Source organism: Paenibacillus sp. P22 (assembly GCF_000469945.2).
GTDB lineage: Bacteria > Bacillota > Bacilli > Paenibacillales > Paenibacillaceae > Paenibacillus_O > Paenibacillus_O humicus.
The window spans coordinates 1-17,580 of the sequence record NZ_CBRA020000148.1 but is presented as its reverse complement, the minus strand read 5'-3'; the positions used below and the strand labels follow the sequence as shown (position 1 = coordinate 17,580).

At 59.9% G+C, this 17,580-nt stretch carries 13 protein-coding genes and 3 pseudogenes; 3 read left to right on the top strand and 13 right to left on the bottom strand.

Translation table 11 applies throughout. The annotated features are described in order from the left end of the window. Positions 1-63: 63 nt before the first annotated feature. Positions 64-540, top strand: a pseudogene (locus tag BN871_RS19310) (AAA family ATPase); the annotation flags it as partial. 349 nt (positions 541-889) lie between these two features. On the opposite strand, the gene BN871_RS19305 reads toward BN871_RS19310, so the two are convergent. From BN871_RS19305 to BN871_RS19285, 5 genes are all read right to left on the bottom strand, one after another. After that, positions 890-2,128 carry an MFS transporter gene (locus tag BN871_RS19305; RefSeq protein ID WP_021881270.1) on the bottom strand — a complete coding sequence of 413 codons (1,239 nt, stop codon included), beginning with the start codon at positions 2,126-2,128 and terminating at the stop codon, positions 890-892. Positions 2,129-2,346: 218 nt separating this feature from the next. Beyond that, a complete protein-coding gene (locus tag BN871_RS19300; RefSeq protein ID WP_048748401.1) occupies positions 2,347-2,877 on the bottom strand; it encodes a PadR family transcriptional regulator in 531 nt (176 codons plus the stop codon). 81 nt (positions 2,878-2,958) lie between these two features. Continuing rightward, positions 2,959-4,116: a YhgE/Pip domain-containing protein gene (locus BN871_RS19295; RefSeq protein ID WP_021881267.1), complete on the bottom strand. Its 1,158-nt coding sequence runs from the start codon at positions 4,114-4,116 to the stop codon at positions 2,959-2,961. 205 nt (positions 4,117-4,321) lie between these two features. Continuing rightward, positions 4,322-5,518: an ATP-binding cassette domain-containing protein gene (locus BN871_RS19290; RefSeq protein ID WP_232313196.1), complete on the bottom strand. Its 1,197-nt coding sequence runs from the start codon at positions 5,516-5,518 to the stop codon at positions 4,322-4,324. Beyond that, entirely contained in the window at positions 5,515-6,321 is an 807-nt protein-coding gene (locus tag BN871_RS19285; RefSeq protein ID WP_053087015.1) for a LytS/YhcK type 5TM receptor domain-containing protein, read from the bottom strand. Before BN871_RS19285 ends, BN871_RS19290 begins: the two co-directional genes overlap by 4 nt. A gap of 233 nt (positions 6,322-6,554) precedes the next feature. On the opposite strand from BN871_RS19285, the gene BN871_RS19280 reads away from it, so the two are divergent. Continuing rightward, the gene (locus tag BN871_RS19280) at positions 6,555-6,962 is read left to right on the top strand and encodes a VOC family protein (RefSeq protein WP_021880107.1); all 408 of its coding nucleotides are present in this window, start codon (positions 6,555-6,557) and stop codon (positions 6,960-6,962) included. A 111-nt stretch (positions 6,963-7,073) separates the two neighbouring features. On the opposite strand, the gene BN871_RS19275 is transcribed toward BN871_RS19280, so the two are convergent. The 4 genes and pseudogenes from BN871_RS19275 to BN871_RS19265 form a co-directional block, all read right to left on the bottom strand. Beyond that, the gene (locus tag BN871_RS19275) at positions 7,074-7,469 is read right to left on the bottom strand and encodes an MmcQ/YjbR family DNA-binding protein (RefSeq protein ID WP_021880106.1); all 396 of its coding nucleotides are present in this window, start codon (positions 7,467-7,469) and stop codon (positions 7,074-7,076) included. A 382-nt stretch (positions 7,470-7,851) separates the two neighbouring features. Beyond that, the gene (locus BN871_RS30320) at positions 7,852-8,907 is read right to left on the bottom strand and encodes an OmpL47-type beta-barrel domain-containing protein (RefSeq protein WP_374725891.1); all 1,056 of its coding nucleotides are present in this window, start codon (positions 8,905-8,907) and stop codon (positions 7,852-7,854) included. A 771-nt stretch (positions 8,908-9,678) separates the two neighbouring features. Next, a pseudogene (locus BN871_RS30315) lies at positions 9,679-11,182 on the bottom strand (endonuclease); the annotation flags it as partial. A 422-nt stretch (positions 11,183-11,604) separates the two neighbouring features. Then, complete coding sequence (locus BN871_RS19265; protein WP_232313200.1) at positions 11,605-11,988, bottom strand: VOC family protein; 384 nt, start codon at positions 11,986-11,988, stop codon at positions 11,605-11,607. A 210-nt stretch (positions 11,989-12,198) separates the two neighbouring features. Between BN871_RS19265 and BN871_RS19260 the strand changes: the two genes are divergently transcribed. Beyond that, positions 12,199-12,639 (top strand): VOC family protein, encoded by a 441-nt coding sequence (locus BN871_RS19260; protein ID WP_048748402.1) that lies wholly within the window; start codon positions 12,199-12,201, stop codon positions 12,637-12,639. Positions 12,640-12,791: 152 nt separating this feature from the next. Here the strand turns inward: BN871_RS19260 and BN871_RS19255 are convergent, their stop codons facing one another. The 4 genes and pseudogenes from BN871_RS19255 to BN871_RS19245 all read right to left on the bottom strand — a co-directional run bounded on the left by BN871_RS19255 (position 12,792) and on the right by BN871_RS19245 (position 17,322). Further along, complete coding sequence (locus BN871_RS19255) at positions 12,792-13,073, bottom strand: hypothetical protein (protein WP_048748399.1); 282 nt, start codon at positions 13,071-13,073, stop codon at positions 12,792-12,794. Positions 13,074-13,411: 338 nt separating this feature from the next. Beyond that, positions 13,412-13,511 (bottom strand): annotated as a pseudogene (locus BN871_RS29275) (short-chain dehydrogenase); the annotation flags it as partial. A 216-nt stretch (positions 13,512-13,727) separates the two neighbouring features. Further along, positions 13,728-15,608 carry an ABC transporter ATP-binding protein gene (locus tag BN871_RS19250; RefSeq protein ID WP_048748398.1) on the bottom strand — a complete coding sequence of 627 codons (1,881 nt, stop codon included), beginning with the start codon at positions 15,606-15,608 and terminating at the stop codon, positions 13,728-13,730. Further along, entirely contained in the window at positions 15,601-17,322 is a 1,722-nt protein-coding gene (locus BN871_RS19245) for an ABC transporter ATP-binding protein (RefSeq protein WP_048748397.1), read from the bottom strand. The genes BN871_RS19250 and BN871_RS19245 overlap by 8 nt, the downstream gene beginning before the upstream one ends. Positions 17,323-17,580 lie beyond the last annotated feature (258 nt).

Sequence of the window (17,580 nt, the reverse complement as noted above, 5' to 3'; positions counted from 1 at the left end):
GTATTTCGGGTCGGCGCAGCTGCTCAAGCCCGGGATGAGTGAGTACGCCAATGTCGACGCTTTTTATCGGMKCGCGAGCAGCAGCGGGTCGCCATCGCGATCGCGCTGGCAGGCGGACCGAGGCTGCTGCTCGCGGATGAGCCGACGGGGTCGCTCGACTCCCGGATGTCGGACCAGATTCTCGATCTGTTCCGCGACCTGAACCGGACGACGGGAATCACGATCGTCATCGTCACCCACGATCCGCTGCTCGCCCGGAAGGTGGAGCGGGTCGTCGCCATCCGCGACGGCAAGACCTCCTCCGAAATGATCCGCCGCAAGTCCTATGCCGAGGAGCTGCTGGAGCTTGAGCAAGGCATCGCTTCCGGCGTGCATGACGAAGCGGATTCGCATGTCGAATACGCCGTCCTCGACAAAGCCGGACGGCTGCAGGTTCCGGCGTCCTACCTGGAGTCCATCGGCGCCAAGGACCGCAACAAGGTCAAGCTGGAGCTGGCGGATGGAGCGATCCGGCTGACGGCTCCGGATGAAAGGAAGTAGCCTTCGGATAAAGCGGCATTCACCGAACGGCTTTCCTGTATCTTCATCATCATGGCATGTCAGACCTCCGCGGCTGCGTATCGCAAAGCTGGGGAAAGAAGCGGAAACCAAAAAGGGCTCCTCCGGATGGAGGAGCCCTTGATGAGTACATCTGTCGATGATTGGCAAGCAGACACTTGTGGATGAAAGCTATAAAACATTTTTTGTCGGATTATTCGCAGTACCCAAAACGGTTGAAAGCTGTTTATCAACTCTCCAGATTTTGCTGAAAGCCCGTTGAGCGAGAGGTTATCAGCTTCTCAACGGACTTTCCGGGGGTCCCTCCAACGGTATCCTCTTCCTTTTCGATTCACTGACGCTCCTTCACCAGTCCCAGCAGCGTGAACTGCAGCGCCGCCATGCCGAACAGCACCGCCGCCATGAACGACGGCTGCATGTCGGCCGCCCACAGGAGCAGCAGCGCGATCGATGCGACACGGCCGGCGTTGAGGAACAGCTCCCTCATGATGACGGACTCCACGCGCAGCTGCCCCTTGAGCGGCAGCTGGCCGATCAGCCGGTAATAATACGAGGTCAGCGTGTTGACCGCGAGCGGGTTGAACACCGAGAACAGAATCATGAAGGCGGCGACGGACCACAGCTTCACGTCCAGCAGCAGGAGCGCCGACCCGAGCGTAACTCCGATCGAGGAGATCAGCAGGTAGATGCGCACATGCTCCTGCTGGGCGGAGCGGGAAATGACATACCCGGTAGCGACCGTCAAGGCGGAGAACAGCACGCCGAGATAGCCGACCCAGTCCTCGCGGCCGACGGTGCGGAACAGCAGAATATTGGGAAGGAACAGCATGATGCCCTGGAACAGGCCGAAGACGAAGAAGCTGTACAACGCCCTGCGCCACCGTCTGTGCTTGGACATCAGCAAGCCCATCAGGTTCAGATAATAGGTTCGGTGGCGCACGGTCTGCATCGGGATCCGGAAGCTGATCGCGGCCGCGGCTGCGAACATGACAAAGGCCAAGGAGAAAATAAAGATATACCCTTGCAGCCCTTCGCTGCTGCGGATAATCAGCCCGGCCAGCGCCGGACCGGCAAGGCCGGCGGAATTGAAGGCGATCATGTTGATCGCCAGATAGCGGATCCGGTTCGTCTCCGTGGACACGTCGTATTGAAGCACGAGGTAGCCGACCCAATAGAAGCCGGACGATATTCCGTTCAACAGCGCGAACAGGACATAATATTCCGCCACCCGCTCCTGAGCGATGACGACGAGCAGGTAGAAGACGGCGATCATGACGATGCCAAGCCTGTAGGCCGCCATCCGGTCCTTGCGCTTGGCGAGCCAGCCGCCCGCGGCGAACGCCGCCGGAGTCATGGCAAAGCAGATGATGTTGTACAGCCCGTTGATCGCGAGGTCCTGGGTCAGCCTCCACAAGTACAGGTTGAGAAACAAGCCCGACATCGATGCCCCGAACTGGAAGCAGCTATGGATGATCAGCGAGGTGACCGCATCCCGGCTCAGCTTCCTTTCCGGCGGAACGGCCGTCCCCCGTCCTATCTTCCCTTTTGCCCATTGAAGCACTGAATCCATTCCCCTCTGCGGCTGGCCATGTTGGAATGAACTCTATTATACGTCAATTCTCAGGAAATGGAATGCAAGACGGCGCCAAGTTGAAATGGCGTCGGCCGGGATGCTGGAAGGGAGGAATGGTTTGATTCGAACCGAACAAAACCCAGGCGGGCTCCGAAGGACCGGTCTGGGTCTATCCCCTATCTATGCCGTTGGATCAGCGGTCTGCCCTGTCGCGGTCAAGACTCATTCAGCTGCTCCAGCACCTTGCGCAGCCAGCGGATGTCGTTGCGGATGGACTCATCGGCATGGTCGATGATCAGCCGAACGGCGGTCCGCTTCGCATCGGGTATGCTCCCGAGCTCGGGATCGGACTCCTCGATCTGGCGGATGCGGCTCTCGAGCCTGGCGACCGCCTCCCGGATCAGATAGGACAGCTTCTGCTTGTCCACTTTGTCCAGGAACATGAGGGAGGAATACAGCGAGGCTGCTGAGGTGAATTTCTGGAAGGCGGCATAAATTTCCTCCTCCAGCGCCTTGCGGCCTTTTTCAGTAATGCCGTAGGTCGTTTTTTCCGGGCGGTTGTCGGTTTGGACGACCTCTATTTTACGGATCAGCCCTTTTTTGGCCAGCACCTCGAATTGATAATAGAGCGTTCCGTCGTTGATCGTCACATTGCCGTCCAGCGGCTTCATAACCTGCTTCTTGATATCGTACGGATGTCGATCCCCTTCGCTGAGCGTTCCGAGGATGAAGATTTGAAGCGACATCGGCAAGCCTCCTTAACGTCGATCATGAACCGAATAGAGGCCGACCGGGCGGATGGCCCGTCAGCCCCTTTGATATTCAGTTTACATGAAAACCGGCTGTCCTGCAGTCTCGGCATTGTCCAGAGGTTTCCTGACCGCCTTGAACTGATGGATGACGCTGTTGACGATCAGAGCGCCAAGCCCGACAAGGCCGAGGCCAAGCAGATATTCGGCCGTCCGGCCGCCGCCGAACAGGACGTTGTAGTCCAGATGGACCGTATAGTACATCGGTGAAATGTAGCTGAACCACTCGAAGTAAGCCGGCATCATCTCGCGCGGCACGACGGCACCGTTCGCGATCGTCTGCGTCAGCAGAATCGGCAGGTTCACGATCATGCCTGCCTGGCCGAGCAGGAGGCAGAACAGGCTCGTGAACGTAATGGCGACGAACATTTCCAGCGCGTGGACCATCCACATCTGCAGGAAGGCTTCGGCCCCGTAGCCATGGACGGAGAAGTAGACCGCAAGCCCGACCAGCGGAGCGATCAGCGAGAGCAGCGCGTTCACTCCCTGCAAAGCTCCGAACGCGCGCCATTTGCCCATGCGTCCCTTGAGCTGATTGAGCGTGCCGATGCTCATCATGGAGTAGATCATCGCTCCGACGTACGAGGCCATCGTCAGGAACATCGGCGCCATCTGATTATGCGTGCCCGCAGGCTGCGGGTTGGTGGACACGATATTCGTCTCGACCTTGCCCATGATGCTTTCCACGGTCTGCTTCGACTGGTCGGCAGGCATCTTCATGCCCTGCAGCAGCCCTTCGAAGCTCTGGGACTGAATCTGAGCGATGATGCTGGACGAAACCTGGTTCGCCACACTGTGCATGCTGCTCGTGACCGTAGCGGGATTGGATTCATTGATGAAAAAGTCCAGCTTGGCCTGCTCCCCTTGCGCAGACAGCTTGCCTGTAAAATCAGCCGGAATATGCATGATGAACGGAATCTCCCTGTCCTCAAGCTGCTGCTTGGCCTGATCGAGGCTGGCATCCGTCACGACATGGAAGGGAAGCTGCTCCTTCAGCTGCTCGACGAACTTGGCTCCGGACTGCGGATCCTCGTTGACGATGGCCACCGTCAAATCCGGAAGATTTTTAGGAACCGCGCTGTATCCCGACATGAAGATGCCGATCATGATGATCTGGTAAAAAACGATCATGAATACGCCGCTCATAATCATCTTGTTTTTCAGAAATGCTTTCATGCTTCCACTCCATCTCTTTACTTTATATTGAGTACTCTATTTAGAGTAATCTAACTAAAGTGATGAAGTCAATGCAAGACGGCATGCGTTTCTTTTCGATGGCAGGCAATCCGTGTCGATATCATGAACGCCCGCGCAGGCATTGCCGCCCCGGAGAGGAGGAAAAGACGCAGCCGGACGGCTGCGCCTTCATTATAGGAATGGCTTACTCTCCGGCCAGCTCCAGCCAACGGTCCATCATACCGGCCAGCTGCCGCTCGTCCATCTCCCGCTCCTTCCATCGCTGCTCCAGCGCCTCCGGGCTGCCGCTCACGGCAAGCTGCTCAAGCTCGGAGCCGGCTGCCGCGACCCTCCCTTCCAGAAGAGCAATCTCCTTTTCGAGCCGCTCCTTTTGCTTTTCGAGCTTCGCCTTTTGCTTTTCCTGGTACTCCTTTTGCTTTTCATGATGCGCCGGCTGCTTCCGGTTCGCCTTGCTGCCGCTCTCGGCTTCCTTCCTCTCGCTGGAGAAGGCGGCCTTAAGCGGAGGAGCCGCAGCGTTTTGGCTCCAGACACGCTCCGAATTGCACTCTCCTGTGAACCGGCTTTCCGCTGCCGGCCGCTTGGCCTGCTCCGCCTTATAGGCGTCATAGTTTCCGTTCCAGGAAGCAATGCGGCCTCCGGTGAGCTCCCAGACGCGCCCGGCAATGCGGTTGATGAAATACCGGTCATGGGACACGGCCAGAATCGTGCCCGGGAATTCCTCGAGCGCCTCCTCCAAAGCTTCTCTCGAGGCGGTGTCTAGATGGTTCGTCGGCTCGTCGAGCAGCAGCAGATTGGGCCGCTTCCTCACCAGCAGGGCGAGCCGCAGCCGGGACCATTCTCCGCCGGACAGAGCCTTGAGCGGACGGAACACGGCGGATCCGTAAAACTGGTACCGCGCCAGCAGATGGCGCGCCTCGCCTTCTTCCATGCCCGCTTCCGTCCGGAAGTGGTCCAGCACGGACTTTTCCGGCTCGGCGGCAGGCTCCTGCTGGGCCAGATAGCCGATCTCCAGCCGGGTTCCGAGTTTCAGCTCGCCTTCATCCGCGGATTCCCGGCCTAGGAGCATCTCCAGCAGCGTCGTTTTGCCGCTGCCGTTGTCCCCGATCAGGACCGCCTTTTCCCCATAAAGGAGCCTCCCTTCGGCCTCCTGCAGCAGGATGCGGTCTCCGTACCGCTTCGAAACCCGCTGGAAGGCGAGGACCTGCTTGCCCGACCGGTCCTGCGGGTGGAGGCTGAATTCCGCCGTCTTCGGCTCCAGGACGGGGCGCTTGACCGCCTCCATCTTCTCCAGCGCCTTGCGGATCGACGCCGCGCGCTTGAAAAACTTCTCGTTGTCCCCGATCCGTCCCCATTCCTCCAGCCTGCGGATCGTCTCCTTCATCTTTTTGATCGCCTTCTGCTGCTCCTGGAATTCGGCGAACTGGCAGCRSCAGCGCAAGGCACGCGGGCAGCGGCAGACGCCCTCTCCACCGTGAGCTCCTGCTCCAGATGAGGCAGCACCGTTCCCGCAACGGCGAGCGCGCGCTGCGTCTCCAGCGCGCCTGACCGCTCCTGCTCCTTCAGCGCGACCTGGATCATCGCGACGAAGAGGGCGATGCCAAGGCTGCTCGACAGCACCATCGGCATGCCGATGCTGTTGACGAGAGCGACCGCCTCGGGCGAGGAGGTCGTATAGATGAGGATGACGCCCATCTGCAGAATGGGTGCGAATACGCCGATGAAAAAGGCTTTTATCGGAGCGATGATCCTCTCTTCGTTGAAGAAACGGGCGACAAGCCCCGCCAGCAGGCCGATCAGCGGCGTGGATACCAGGTAGGCGCCGCCGGCCAGCCCTCCAAGCGCCGCAGCATGCAGCCCGGCGATGAGCCCCGCTCCGGCGCCGACGTATGCGCCGCCGAGCAGGCCGGCCAGCACGACACCGATCAGAGCCGAGTGGGCCAGCAGCTGGCCGGGTTCAAGCCGGCTGATCCAGAAAGCGGCCTGCATGCCGTCCGTTCCGGCGACGACGCCTGAGTACGTGCCGGCAATGCCGATAAGTCCGAACATCAGCGTGAACAGCAGGCCTGTCCGGATCGTTACCGCGCGATCCAGCAGCATGCGGAAGAGCGGAAGCCGAGTCATGATGAACATCACAATCAGCAGCATGCCCATCCGCTCGATGAGCACCCGGGTATAGGGCTCCATGGCTCCACTCCTTCGCTCCGGCAAGTTTGATAGCGCTATCAAGAATGAAATTGGGAGTTGAGTCCATTTTATCCCTCCCCGCATTCATTTGCCTAGTTTTTTTGTTTCATGGAGGTAGACGAGGACAAAGAGTGGAATGCTATGTATAGCAATCCGTGAGAAACCGGAACGAAGCTGTTCAGGTACACTGTATCCATGAGCATAGAATCCGACACGAGAGAGGATGAGTAGGAATGGCCAAGCTGTACCCTTACCTTCATTCGAAGGACGCAAGAGCGCAAGCGGAATTCTATACGGAGGCTCTTGGAGGCGAAATCCTGTCCGTCATGACTTACGGCGAAATGCCGGGCGCCAAGGACGACAGCCTCAAAGACAAGGTGCTCCATCTGGCGCTCGTCGCCGCAGGCGTGACGATCTTCATGTCGGACTCGTTTCGTCCCGTCCATCCCGGCACCAATCTCAATCTGTCGCTGGAATTTGCCGACGAGGAAGAAGCCCGCAAAGCCTTCGCCAATCTGGCGGAAGGCGGAACGATCGGACATCCGCTGGAAACGGCTTTCTGGGGAACGCTATTCGGTCAAGTGACGGACAAATACGACGTTCTCTGGATGATAACGACCGAAGCTCCTCAGGCCGGCTGATTCATACAGAGCTTATCCAAAAAAAGCCCGGGATTCCCGGGCTTTTTGCGCTTGCTTCGGCCTATGGATCCTATGGATCGATTGCACGGCTGCCTATGATGCCGTCAAGCCTCAGCTTTCCTGCCCGCCGCCCGGCATGCCACGCTTCATGCTTCCGGCCAGCTCCGCCCGCACTCGCTTGGGGAGCTTGGCCACTACGAGCTGATAGCTCTCCTGGAGCATCTGCCGGACGGTCTCGCCGGGAACCTTTCCATTCAGCACGACCGTGTTCCAGTGGCGCTTGTTCATATGGTATCCCGGAAGCACCGAATCCGGATAGCTCTCCCGCTGCAGCCAGGCTTCCTCCGGATCGGTCTTCAGGTTCACGCTCTCCCATTCGGCATGCCGTCCGAAGAGGGCGAACATCTTGTCCTTCACATACAGCACCTGCATCTCAGGGTCGAAAGGGGTTTTCACGCTGGCTCCCGGGTAGCCGAGGCCAAGCTCGATCAGCTTTTCATGGTTCACTGCGCTGTCCTCTCCTGTCCAGTCGTTCTCGCGTTCATATGTTCATACAGATCGCTCTCGCCGCGGCTGAGCAAGTCTTCCACCGGGTTGACTTCCACCTCGGATCTCCGCTTCCTAACCTGGCCTCCTCGCCGGCCGCTCCGGAGCCGGAGCGGCCGGCTGCCATTTGCTTCATTATACGCGCAGCCATGCTCCTCTCCAATCCCAGCACCCGGATTTCTCCGGCATGCAGGCGATTTGCATGCCCGTTGCTGTCGCTGAGCACCGGAGCCCCCTTGGCGGATAGCGGAATAAGCGCCCGCTGTTGACCTCGGAACAAAAAAAGATCCCCGAAGGGATCTGGAGCAATCCTCGTGCATGGAAGCCGGCCGCAGCGGCATCGTCACCTGTTGACCGTTACGGTGATCGTCTCGCTGGAAGCGGCTCCCGCCGCGTTGACGAACTCCGCGCGGTACACATACATGCCTTTGGCGCGGCCGGAAATGTCGGTGAAGGCGGCTTGCGCTGCCGGCGTCGCCGCCTTCAGCGCCTTGGTGTCGATCAGCATGCCGTTCTCATACAGGCGATACTCGGCTGCGTTCGTTCCCCACCACATATTGGCGGTCACGCGGTAGGCTCCGTCGCCGTCCCAGTTGTCATGGGAGAGCACCGGCTTGCCGGGATTCGCGTCGGTCACCTGGACGGTCAGCGGAGCGCTGCGCGCCGTTCCCTTGGCATTGATCAGCTCGGCGGTGTAGACATACGAGCCGTTGGTTTTTCCCGAGATTTCCGCCGCGGACGATTGGGCGGAAGGCGTTGCATCGGTCAGCACGACGGTACGGATGAGCTTGCCGTTCTCGTACAGCTTGTAGATACTGCCGTTGTTGCCCCACCACATGTTCATCGTCACCTTGTAGCTGCCGCCGCGCAAGCCGTTGGCATGCCCGTTGTTGTCGCTGAGCACCGGGGTTCCCGGAGCTCCCTTGGCGGAAGCAGCGCCCTCGGTCACGTTGAAGGCGGTCGTCTGCTCGGCCGTATTGCCGGCGGCGTCCTTCACGATATAGCGTACGGAATGCGCGCCGAGGCCCAGATCGGCAGCGAGCAGCTCTGTTCCGCTGGCCAGCGCTTGTCCGTCCAGCAGCAGCTCGGAGGATACGATGCCGGAGAGGGCATCCGACGCCTGCAGCTCGAACTTCAGCGTATCCGTGAAGGCCGCATCGGCGACAGGACCTCCCGATTGCGTCAGAACGGCGTCCGGAACGGTCTTGTCGATGCGGACCGTCAGCTCTTGGGCCGATTCCCTGTTGCCGGCGGCGTCGATGGAATAATAACGCAGTGTATTCATGCCTTCGCTCGAAATCAGGACAGGAGCTCCATAGGCGGTCTCGCCGCCTCCATTGAGGCTGTAGAACGTCTTCAGGCTGCCGGCACGGTCATCCGCCGCTTCGAGAACGGCCATCACGTCTCCCTGATGCCAGCCTGCGGCATTCGGCTCGCCGGAAAGCGAAGCGGTCGTCGCCGGCGCGGCCGTATCGGCCGGCAGGGCGATATCCTGAGCTCCGCGCAGCTTCAGCTGGTAGGCGCCCTTGAACACGGAGGAGATGCCCTGCAGCAGGACACGGTCTCCGTTATGGTACGGGAAGCTGTCCTGGCTGAGGCCGGTCCGGACATCAGCCCGCACGCGTACGGAAGCCCCATCCTTCACGGCATCGAATTCAAACGAGCCCGTAGGGGCGGCGGCCATCAGATTGGCGATCGTCGCTTCGCCGATAGAGATCAGCGTTCCCTGGTTAGCTGCCGTCACGGTGTCGGCCGCGGCGGCCGAAGGCAGCTCCTGCGTTCCAGTCTTCACGATGGATTCAGGGTTGGCCAGCTCCAGCTCGCTGTTGTAGACGGCCGTCTCGGCCGTCAGCTCCACGACGTCGCCGGCATGGAAGCCGGGCTCGCTCTGGAACACGTAGATGCCCGCTGTACTATCCTGCAAGTAGAAGGATTCTCCGCCGCCGTATATGCCCGGCTCGCTGACGATGACGCCTGCAACGGAAACGACGCTGCCGGATGGCAGCATCCTTGCGTCCGACAGCGTTACTTTAGCCGGCTTGGGAGTCGGCGTAGCGGTCGGGGTCGGCGTCTTGGTCGGAGTCGGAGTCGCTGTCGGCGCCGGAGTCGGCGACGGCAGCGGCTCGGGCTGGACATTCGCGAGCGTGACCGCGACGGTCTTGAGATTGGCGCTGTTCTGGCGCAAGCGCAGATTCGCCGCCCCTGTGGAGCCGGACTTGATGCGGACACGGAGCACTTTGGTGGCGCTGCCCGTGCTGTCCGCAGTCAGGCTGAACGCGGAGCTGTATGCATACGCGCTCGGCCAGGTGCCGTCATCGTTCTGCACCTGGGCGATCTGCGTGCCGCTGGCCGTCAGATAGATGCCCAGCGAATAACCGCTTAACGTGCTGCTCGGCGTCAGGCCGCTTGCATTCACGCGAATCTGGAATTCGCTGCCGTTGTTCGGAAGCGTCGCCTGCGTGACGAAGTCGTAGCCGACCGTGCCAGGCGCCGGAGTAGGCGTAGGCGTCGTGCCTGGCGTCGGTGTCGGGGGATACGGTCGACGTCGGCGTCGGCGTCGGGCTGCTCTTCACCCCGTAGGACCCGGCGCGGAACGTGCTGGAATCATACCATTTGTAGCCGGCGTTCGGAGCTGCCCATGGCTCGGCCTGCGGCTCCGTGGAGGTCGCCGGATTTTCGAAGGCGAGCAGCGGCGTCGGGTTGTCCAGCGTCAGGCCGGATACCTGGGACAAGCTCGTATAGCTTTCGGAAGCGGCAAGCCAGTTCACGAGGTTGACGAGCAGCTTGCCGTCATCCACTTCCTTGAAGCCGTCGTAGGTCGTTTTCTTCGCTCCCGTATCCTCTCTCAGATACTTCGGCGTCGCGTCCTCGACCGGCGAGGAGTCGCCGATGAACGCGGCTTTGCCCGCGCCTTTTTTGGAGACGGCCACATAAGGGCCTTCTTCGATGCCTCCGCCGTTGTAAACGCCTTGGTCGACGGCGCTGCCCCACTTGGCGCTCGTTTTGGGCAGATAGACGATGCCTTTGGCTTTCGCCGGGTCGATGATCGCCAGCGTGGAGCCGGCATGCATCGCTACCGAGGACACTCCTTGGGTGATTCCGAACGCCTGGTCCGGTGCGACGATATTGTTCGCGTTGATGTCTCCGAGCGCGTTATAGCGGAAGCGCACGCCGAAGTTGTCCGCCAGCCAGTCGGAGCTTTGCACGCCCTGCATGGCTGCAGATGCGGCTTCCTCGGCGCTCATTCCCTTCGCAGGGTTGTCCCACGCTCCGCGGCGGTAGCCGTTGAACGACTCGCTGCCGTCCCAGCGGTTCTTGTTGCGGTCGGCGTTGTAGTGGTCGCCGATGAAGAAGATGCTGCCGCCGTTCTGCACGTACTGGGCCATGGCCGCCTGCTCGCTCGTTTTGAACGGAACGTTGGCCTCGGCGGTAACGAAGACATTATAAGGGCTTAGATCTTCCAGAGTGATCGGGGTGGACTTGCGGAGCTCCTGGACATCGAAGCCGGCTGTCGCCAGCGCGTTGCCGAAGTCCGAGAAGCCTCCGTCGATGACCCAGTCCGCCGCGCCCGCCGTCTGGGCATGCGAATTGTCGAACAGCACTTTCTTCCCTGCGTTGCCGTTGACGACCTTGGCCTTGATGAACGGCGCTGGATCGGCGGGTCCCTCGGCATGCGCCTGGCCTCCGCCCCAAGCCGTAAGTTGGGTCGGCACCAGCACAACGGCGGCAAGCGCCGCATGCAGCAATCTTTTCTTCCATACCGAATTCGTCCTCATCATGATCCCCTTTCCGGTTAAGCCGGAATATTCTGTTAATCTCCCGGCAGAAATAGAATATATCAGGAAGATGTTTTCGGATAGTCATTTTCAGGTGAATTTTTATTGCTACTTAGATAAATTTCTGTAAACATTTAAATAAGCATCGTTTAGCATGGCTCCTTTTTCCACCTTTATTGCAGACAGCAAAAAAACCGCTCTCCCGAGCGGTTTCGGCGTCCAGCGGAGATTTCCCGACGCGCAAATCAGATCCAGTCGCCCTGATCAGACACGGTGATGCAGATCAGTTCCAGCTCAGACGCCAGCTCCCTTCGCCCCCGTCAGTTCGGAGCCGCGACCTCGACCTTGATCCGGTCCGGGTCCTCGCAGAACAAGGCGTAATGCCCCTCGCCTCCGCCATAAGGATAGCGGTCCCCATAGAGCATGACCGTCCCCCGGGCAGCCAGTTCTGTCGCAAGGCGGTCGACCTGTTCGCGGGAAGAGGCGTGGAAGGCCACATGGTTCATTCCTACCTTGCGCCTGTGGTAGGCCGGGTCGCGGTGCTTCTCCTCCACCTGCACCAGAACGAGGTAGAACCTGTCTTTTTTCCAGCTTCGTCCCTGCTCCCAGCGCTGGTAGGGCTCGTAGCCCAGCTCTCCAAGCAGCCAGCCCCAAAATCCGGCCGAAGCCTCCAAATCAGATACATATAATTCCAAGTGATGCAGCATGGTCTCGCCCAGCTTTCTAAAAGGATTGGATGATGGTCTTCGCCATGACGGTCAAGCAACCTGCTCCCATGAATGCGAAAGAAGCCGGCCGCAGCAGCAGACGGACCGCCCGGTTTGCCGCAGGTGCGAATCATAGCAATCCATGAGAAACAGCACTCAGGCAAAAAAGATATACTGGAGTCAAATCCAAGGATGAGGTGATCAATGATGTCTCTTACATCGAGCATGATCTTTGTCAATCTTCCCGTAAAAGACCTGGACAAGTCAATGGCATTCTTCCGTGAAGTCGGCTTCGGCTTCAACCTGGACATGACGAACAGCGACGCCGCCTGCATGATCGTAAGCGAGCAGATTTTCGTCATGCTGCTGACCGAGCCCTTCTTCAGCAAGTTCGTCAACAAAGAGATCGCGGATGCTTCCCGCACCGCAGAGGCGATCATCTCCATAACGGCGGACAGCCGGGCCAAGGTGGACGAGATTTTCGAGACCGCCCTGAAAGCCGGCGCCAAAGCGACGGTCGATGCCTCCGATCATGGCTTCATGTATACTCGAAGCTTCGAGGATGTCGACGGACATTTATGGGAAGTATTCCATATGGATATGGCCGCCATGGCTGAGCAGGGCCAGCAAGCCGATCCGACCGTCTAAGCGAGGCATGTACGGCTGCAGCTTCTTGGTATAACGCCATTCTGGATGAATCGCGATTCGGAGCAAGGCGCAAGATTCCTCTGCCACGCATAGAAAAAGACGGTCCGGGACTCCCCTTTCCCCGGATCGTCTTTTCATCGTTTAAAAAAAGGTTATTGAATCGAACCCCGCTCCTCCAGGACCGGCCGGTATGCTTCCAGAACCGTCTTCGCTTCCTCTTCAGCTCCCAGCTTCATCGATTCGTCCAGGGCATGAGCCAGCTCCATCTGCAGCTTGGCCACCTTGGCGATCCTCTGTGCTTCCAGCAGCTCAAGCAGATCCGGCATGATGTCATCCGCCGTCACCGGCTCCGGCTCCCTGCCCAGCCTCTTCAACCATAGGCCTGCACCGTCGGTCATCAGAATACTGTCGTCTAATAGCCTGTATTCACGCATCGCAGATCGCCTCCTCTTTCCTCTTACCCCTCCAACGACCGGTTTGCAGCAAAGGTTCCTATATTTTTCTGTTTTCCCATTTTAAAGGCTGAACTTTCTCCTTCTCGTCTCATTTTCGTCTCTTTCTTGTCTCATTTTCGTCTCCTTCTCGTCTCATTTTCGTCTCTTTCTCGTCTCGTCCTCATCTCTTTTCCGTCTCTTTCTTGCCGATCATCGACCTTTTCAATTCCGAACGCAAGACTCGTTCCCGTGATGCCTTTTTGATGAAATCGACGAGGAAAAGCCCAACCCCCATTTGCCGGCGCTCTGCCGCTTGCATGTATCCATTGGCCGGTTACCTACCGGCTGTCCGATGTGGCAAGAAAGGCGGCGATATCCGCCGCATCTTCCGGCTCCCCCTCCCTTTTTGAAGGTTGAGACGCCAGCGGCAGATTTCTGTCTGCTGGAATGTTGCAATGTAACCGCAGTATTGGCACGCATCATTTCAAACTAAAAATGAGCACCCTTCAGGGTACTCATTTTGGCGGAATATTCGTGTTTCAACCTGTCCCTGAAGACGCTGGTCGTTTAAATCGGCTGCTCCATATCTTCGGTCAAGGGGCGCGATTTCAGCTTCTGAACCTGCGTAATTTGCGACTAGAGTTTCATGGCTTGTTAGCGCTGCTGCAAGGCAGCCACAGGATTCTCTTGAGCGCCTCCTGGAACGCCTTTGCCGGAGCCGTAAAGCTCGCTGTAGAAGCCGCCGCGGCGCAGCAGCTCCTCATGGGTGCCCTGCTCCTCCAGCCTGCCGTCCCTCAGCACCAGAATCTTGTCCGCGCTGCGGATCGTTCCGAGCCGATGGGCGATGACGAAGCTTGTCCTGCCCTTCATGAGCCGCTGCAGCCCCTCCTGGATTTTGATCTCGGTCACGGTATCGATGCTGCTCGTCGCCTCGTCGAGCACGAGCATGGAAGGATCGGCGAGAATGGCCCTTGCAATCGCGAGCAGCTGCTTCTGACCGCTGCTGATGCCGCTGCCGTCCGCGCTCAGCATTTTGCCGTAGCCGTCCTTGAGCCGTACGATAAAGGAATGCGCGTTGGCAAGCTTGGCCGCCTCCTCCACTTCCTCGTCCGTCGCATCGAGCCTTCCGTAGCGGATGTTCTCCCGTATCGTCCCTTCGAACAGGAACGAGTCCTGCAGCACGAAAGCCATGCGGGAGCGCAGGCTGTCCCGGCGGATGCCGGCCAAATCCTTGCCGTCGAGCGTAATTCGGCCGGAGGTCGGCTCGTAGAAGCGCGAGAGCAGGCTGATGACCGTCGTTTTGCCCGCTCCCGTAGGCCCGACAAGGGCGATCATCTCGCCGGGCCGGGCTTCGAAGTCGATGCCCGTCAGCGTCTCGCGGCCTTCCTCGTAGCCGAAGGATACATGCTCGAAGCGCACCGCTCCTTCGACCTTGTCCAGCCGCTCGGCCTTGCTGTCCTCCCGCTCCTCCGGCTCCTCGTCGAGCACCTCGAAGACCCGCTCGGCTCCTGCGATGGCCGACAGCAGCGTATTCCACTGGTTCGCCAGGTCATTCAGCGGACGGGTGAACTGGCGCGCATACTCGGCGAACACGATGATCGTGCCGACCGTAATGGCGCCGCGTACAGCCAGAATTCCGCCGACTCCCGCCACGATCGCGAAGCTCAGGTTGTTCAGGCTGTTCATGACCTTGGGGATGAAGCCCGAGATCGTCTGCGCCCAGAATCCGGACAGCTGGATCCGCTCGTTGAGCTCGCGGAACGCCTCCTTGACCTGCTCTTCGCGGGAGAAGGCCGTAATGACGCGCTGGCCGGACAGTGTCTCCTCGATGTAGCCGTTCAGCTCGCCGAGATTGCGCTGGCGGGCCTTGAACAGCGGGCCGGTCCGCTTCGTGATCCATCGCATGCCGACCACCATCAGCGGCACGACGACAAAGGTCAGCAGCGTCAGCAGCGGACTGAGCCACAGCATGACGCTCACCGTTCCGAGCAGCGTCAGCATGCTGGAGAAGATCTGGATCGCGGAGCTGTTGAGGGTGGAGCTGACATTTTCGATATCGTTCGTCAGGCGGCTCATGATCTCGCCCTGCTGACGCTTCCCGTAGAACGGAATGGGCAGCCGGTGCAGGTGGGCGAACAGGTCGCTGCGCAGCCGGAATACCGTCTCCTGGGAGATCGTGATCATCCACACGTTGTGGGTCCAGGACGTCACCGAAGAGAGTACGTAGACGATGCCGAGCCCGGCGAGGAACAAGCCCCATCCTTCGGTCTGACTGCCTTCCTTGAGATAAAGGTCGACGGCGCGCCCGATCATGTACGGGCCGAGCAAGGCAAGCGCGGAGCTGACCGCTACAAGCATCAGCACGATCGTCAGCTTCACCTTGCGCTTCGCCAGATATCCCCACACCCGCCTCAGCGTGCCGGTCCAGTCCTTGGCCTTCGCCTTCGGCTTGCCGCCGCGGGCGCCCGCAGGCGGAAGCGAAGGATCCGGCTCGGGGCGCGGAACTCTCAGCGGTTCGAGCCATTGCTTAAGCATGCCGCGCCTCCTCCCCGTATTGCGATTCATAGATGCGCCGGTACAGCTCCGAACCGGCCAGCAGCTGGTCATGGCGCCCAGCTGCCGTCAGACGGCCGTCCTCCAGCAGCAGGATCAGATCCGCCGAAACGGTCGAGCTTATTTTCTGCGTAATCAGGAATGTCGTGCAGCTCATGTCTTCCAGCTCCTGCAGCAAGAGGGCTTCGGTCTTCAAGTCCAGGGCGCTGGTGCTGTCGTCGAGAATAAGGATCTTCGGCTCCCTGACGAGCGCCCTGGCGATGGAGAGGCGCTGCTTCTGGCCGCCGGAGAGGTTCACGCCGCGCTGGCCGAGCATCGTTCCGTATCCGTCCGGCAGGCGCATGATCGTCTCATGCAGCTGAGCCGCCTTCGCTGCGGCCGCGATCTGCTCCTCCGTCGCATGCTCGTTGCCCCAAGATATATTTTCGCTGACCGTGCCGGAGAACAGCGTCACGTCCTGCGGGACATAACCGATCGCCTGGCGCAGCGCCTTGACATCAAGCTCCCGAAGATCGGTGCCTCCGACCGCGATCACGCCATCGGTCGGCTCATACAGGCGCAGAATCAGCTGCACGAGCGAGGACTTGCCGGATCCCGTCGCCCCCATGATCGCGACTCGCTGCCCCGCGCGCGCATGGAAGCTGATGTTGTCCAGGATCGAGATGCTGCTCTCCGGGTAGGTGAAGCCTACCGAGCGGAATTCGACATCCGAGCCCGCAAGCGGCTTCGTTCCGGAAGCCGCCTGTGCATCCGAACGGTCCGCGTTCAGCACTTCACTGATCCGTCGGGACGATGCGCCGGCCCGGGAGAACATCGCGGCGATCCATGCCAGCATGCTCATCGCGCCGATCGTCCGCAGCGCATAGTTGATGACCGCGACCGTCTGGCCCTCCGTCGCCGATCCGGATGCGATATCGAGCCGGCCGTACCAGAGAATGGCGATAATGGCGGCGTTGACGATGAGCATGATGAACGGTTGGGTCGTTTCCGTCAGGCGCAAGGCGCGTACGGTGCCCTTCATCAGCTCGGCGCCGGCTTCCCCGAAGCGCTTGACTTCATAGCCCATGCGGACAAAAACGCGGATAAGCCGGATGCCGGTCAAGTTCTCCTGAATGACGGCGTTGACCTTGTCGAGACGGCGCTGCACCGTCTGGAATACGGAAGACGCCCGGCCGATCATCCAGCCGACGAAAAGCAGCAGCAGCGGCAGCGTCGCCGCCAGCATAAGACCCAGGCGGAAGTTGACGATGAGCGCCATCAGGACGCTTCCCGCGACCACAAGCGGGATTCTCGTCATGAAGCGGAGCGCCATGAAAACCGTATCCTGAACCTGGCTGACGTCTCCCGTCAGGCGCGTGATCAGGCTCGACGCCGCAAACCGGTTGAACACCTCGTAGGTGAACGACTGCACTTTGCCGTACAGCCGCTCTCGCAGATCGTAGCCGAATCCCTGGCTTGCGTACGAAGCGTAGAAGGAGCTGCATATCCCCGCCGCGAAGGCGATCAGCGCCCCTCCAGCGAGCACGCCCCCCCACAGCCAGACGACCTGCAGATTTTTATGGGCGATGCCTTCATCGATAATCTTCGCGATGATAAAAGGCTGGGACAGCTCCACCGCCAGCTCGACGAGCATCATCAGCAGGGCGACCCCGGCCGAGATGCGGTACTTGGACAGCGATGACAGTACTTTCTCCATATGCCGTGATGCACCTCCGAAGCTATGTATGCGTTTATTATACCCTATATTTCCCAAGCACGGTTCCGGCTCTATCCTTGCGGGCAGACGCCCTGCTCCGGCTCTATCCTTGCGGACAGGTGCCCGCCTCCTTTGCGGCTGCCCTTCCTTAGGGATAGCACGGCTGTAAAGGCAAGCCTTCTTCAAGTGCAAGCAAGGAGATGAGCCGGCGCGCCCCTCCCTATCGGWCCAATCAGCCACGAACGGATGACCCGAGCC

What these genes read in the sequence shown, in the direction of transcription:
- BN871_RS19305 (WP_021881270.1), bottom strand. Translation starts at nt 2,128, where the DNA reads ATGGATTCAGTGCTTCAATGGGCAAAAGGGAAGATAGGACGGGGGACG.
- BN871_RS19300 (WP_048748401.1), bottom strand. Translation starts at nt 2,877, where the DNA reads ATGTCGCTTCAAATCTTCATCCTCGGAACGCTCAGCGAAGGGGATCGA.
- BN871_RS19295 (WP_021881267.1), bottom strand. Translation starts at nt 4,116, where the DNA reads ATGAAAGCATTTCTGAAAAACAAGATGATTATGAGCGGCGTATTCATG.
- BN871_RS19290 (WP_232313196.1), bottom strand. Translation starts at nt 5,518, where the DNA reads ATGAAGGAGACGATCCGCAGGCTGGAGGAATGGGGACGGATCGGGGAC.
- BN871_RS19280 (WP_021880107.1), top strand. Translation starts at nt 6,555, where the DNA reads ATGGCCAAGCTGTACCCTTACCTTCATTCGAAGGACGCAAGAGCGCAA.
- BN871_RS30320 (WP_374725891.1), bottom strand. Translation starts at nt 8,907, where the DNA reads ATGGCCGTTCTCGAAGCGGCGGATGACCGTGCCGGCAGCCTGAAGACG.
- BN871_RS19260 (WP_048748402.1), top strand. Translation starts at nt 12,199, where the DNA reads ATGTCTCTTACATCGAGCATGATCTTTGTCAATCTTCCCGTAAAAGAC.
- BN871_RS19255 (WP_048748399.1), bottom strand. Translation starts at nt 13,073, where the DNA reads ATGCGTGAATACAGGCTATTAGACGACAGTATTCTGATGACCGACGGT.
- BN871_RS19250 (WP_048748398.1), bottom strand. Translation starts at nt 15,608, where the DNA reads ATGCTTAAGCAATGGCTCGAACCGCTGAGAGTTCCGCGCCCCGAGCCG.
- BN871_RS19245 (WP_048748397.1), bottom strand. Translation starts at nt 17,322, where the DNA reads ATGGAGAAAGTACTGTCATCGCTGTCCAAGTACCGCATCTCGGCCGGG.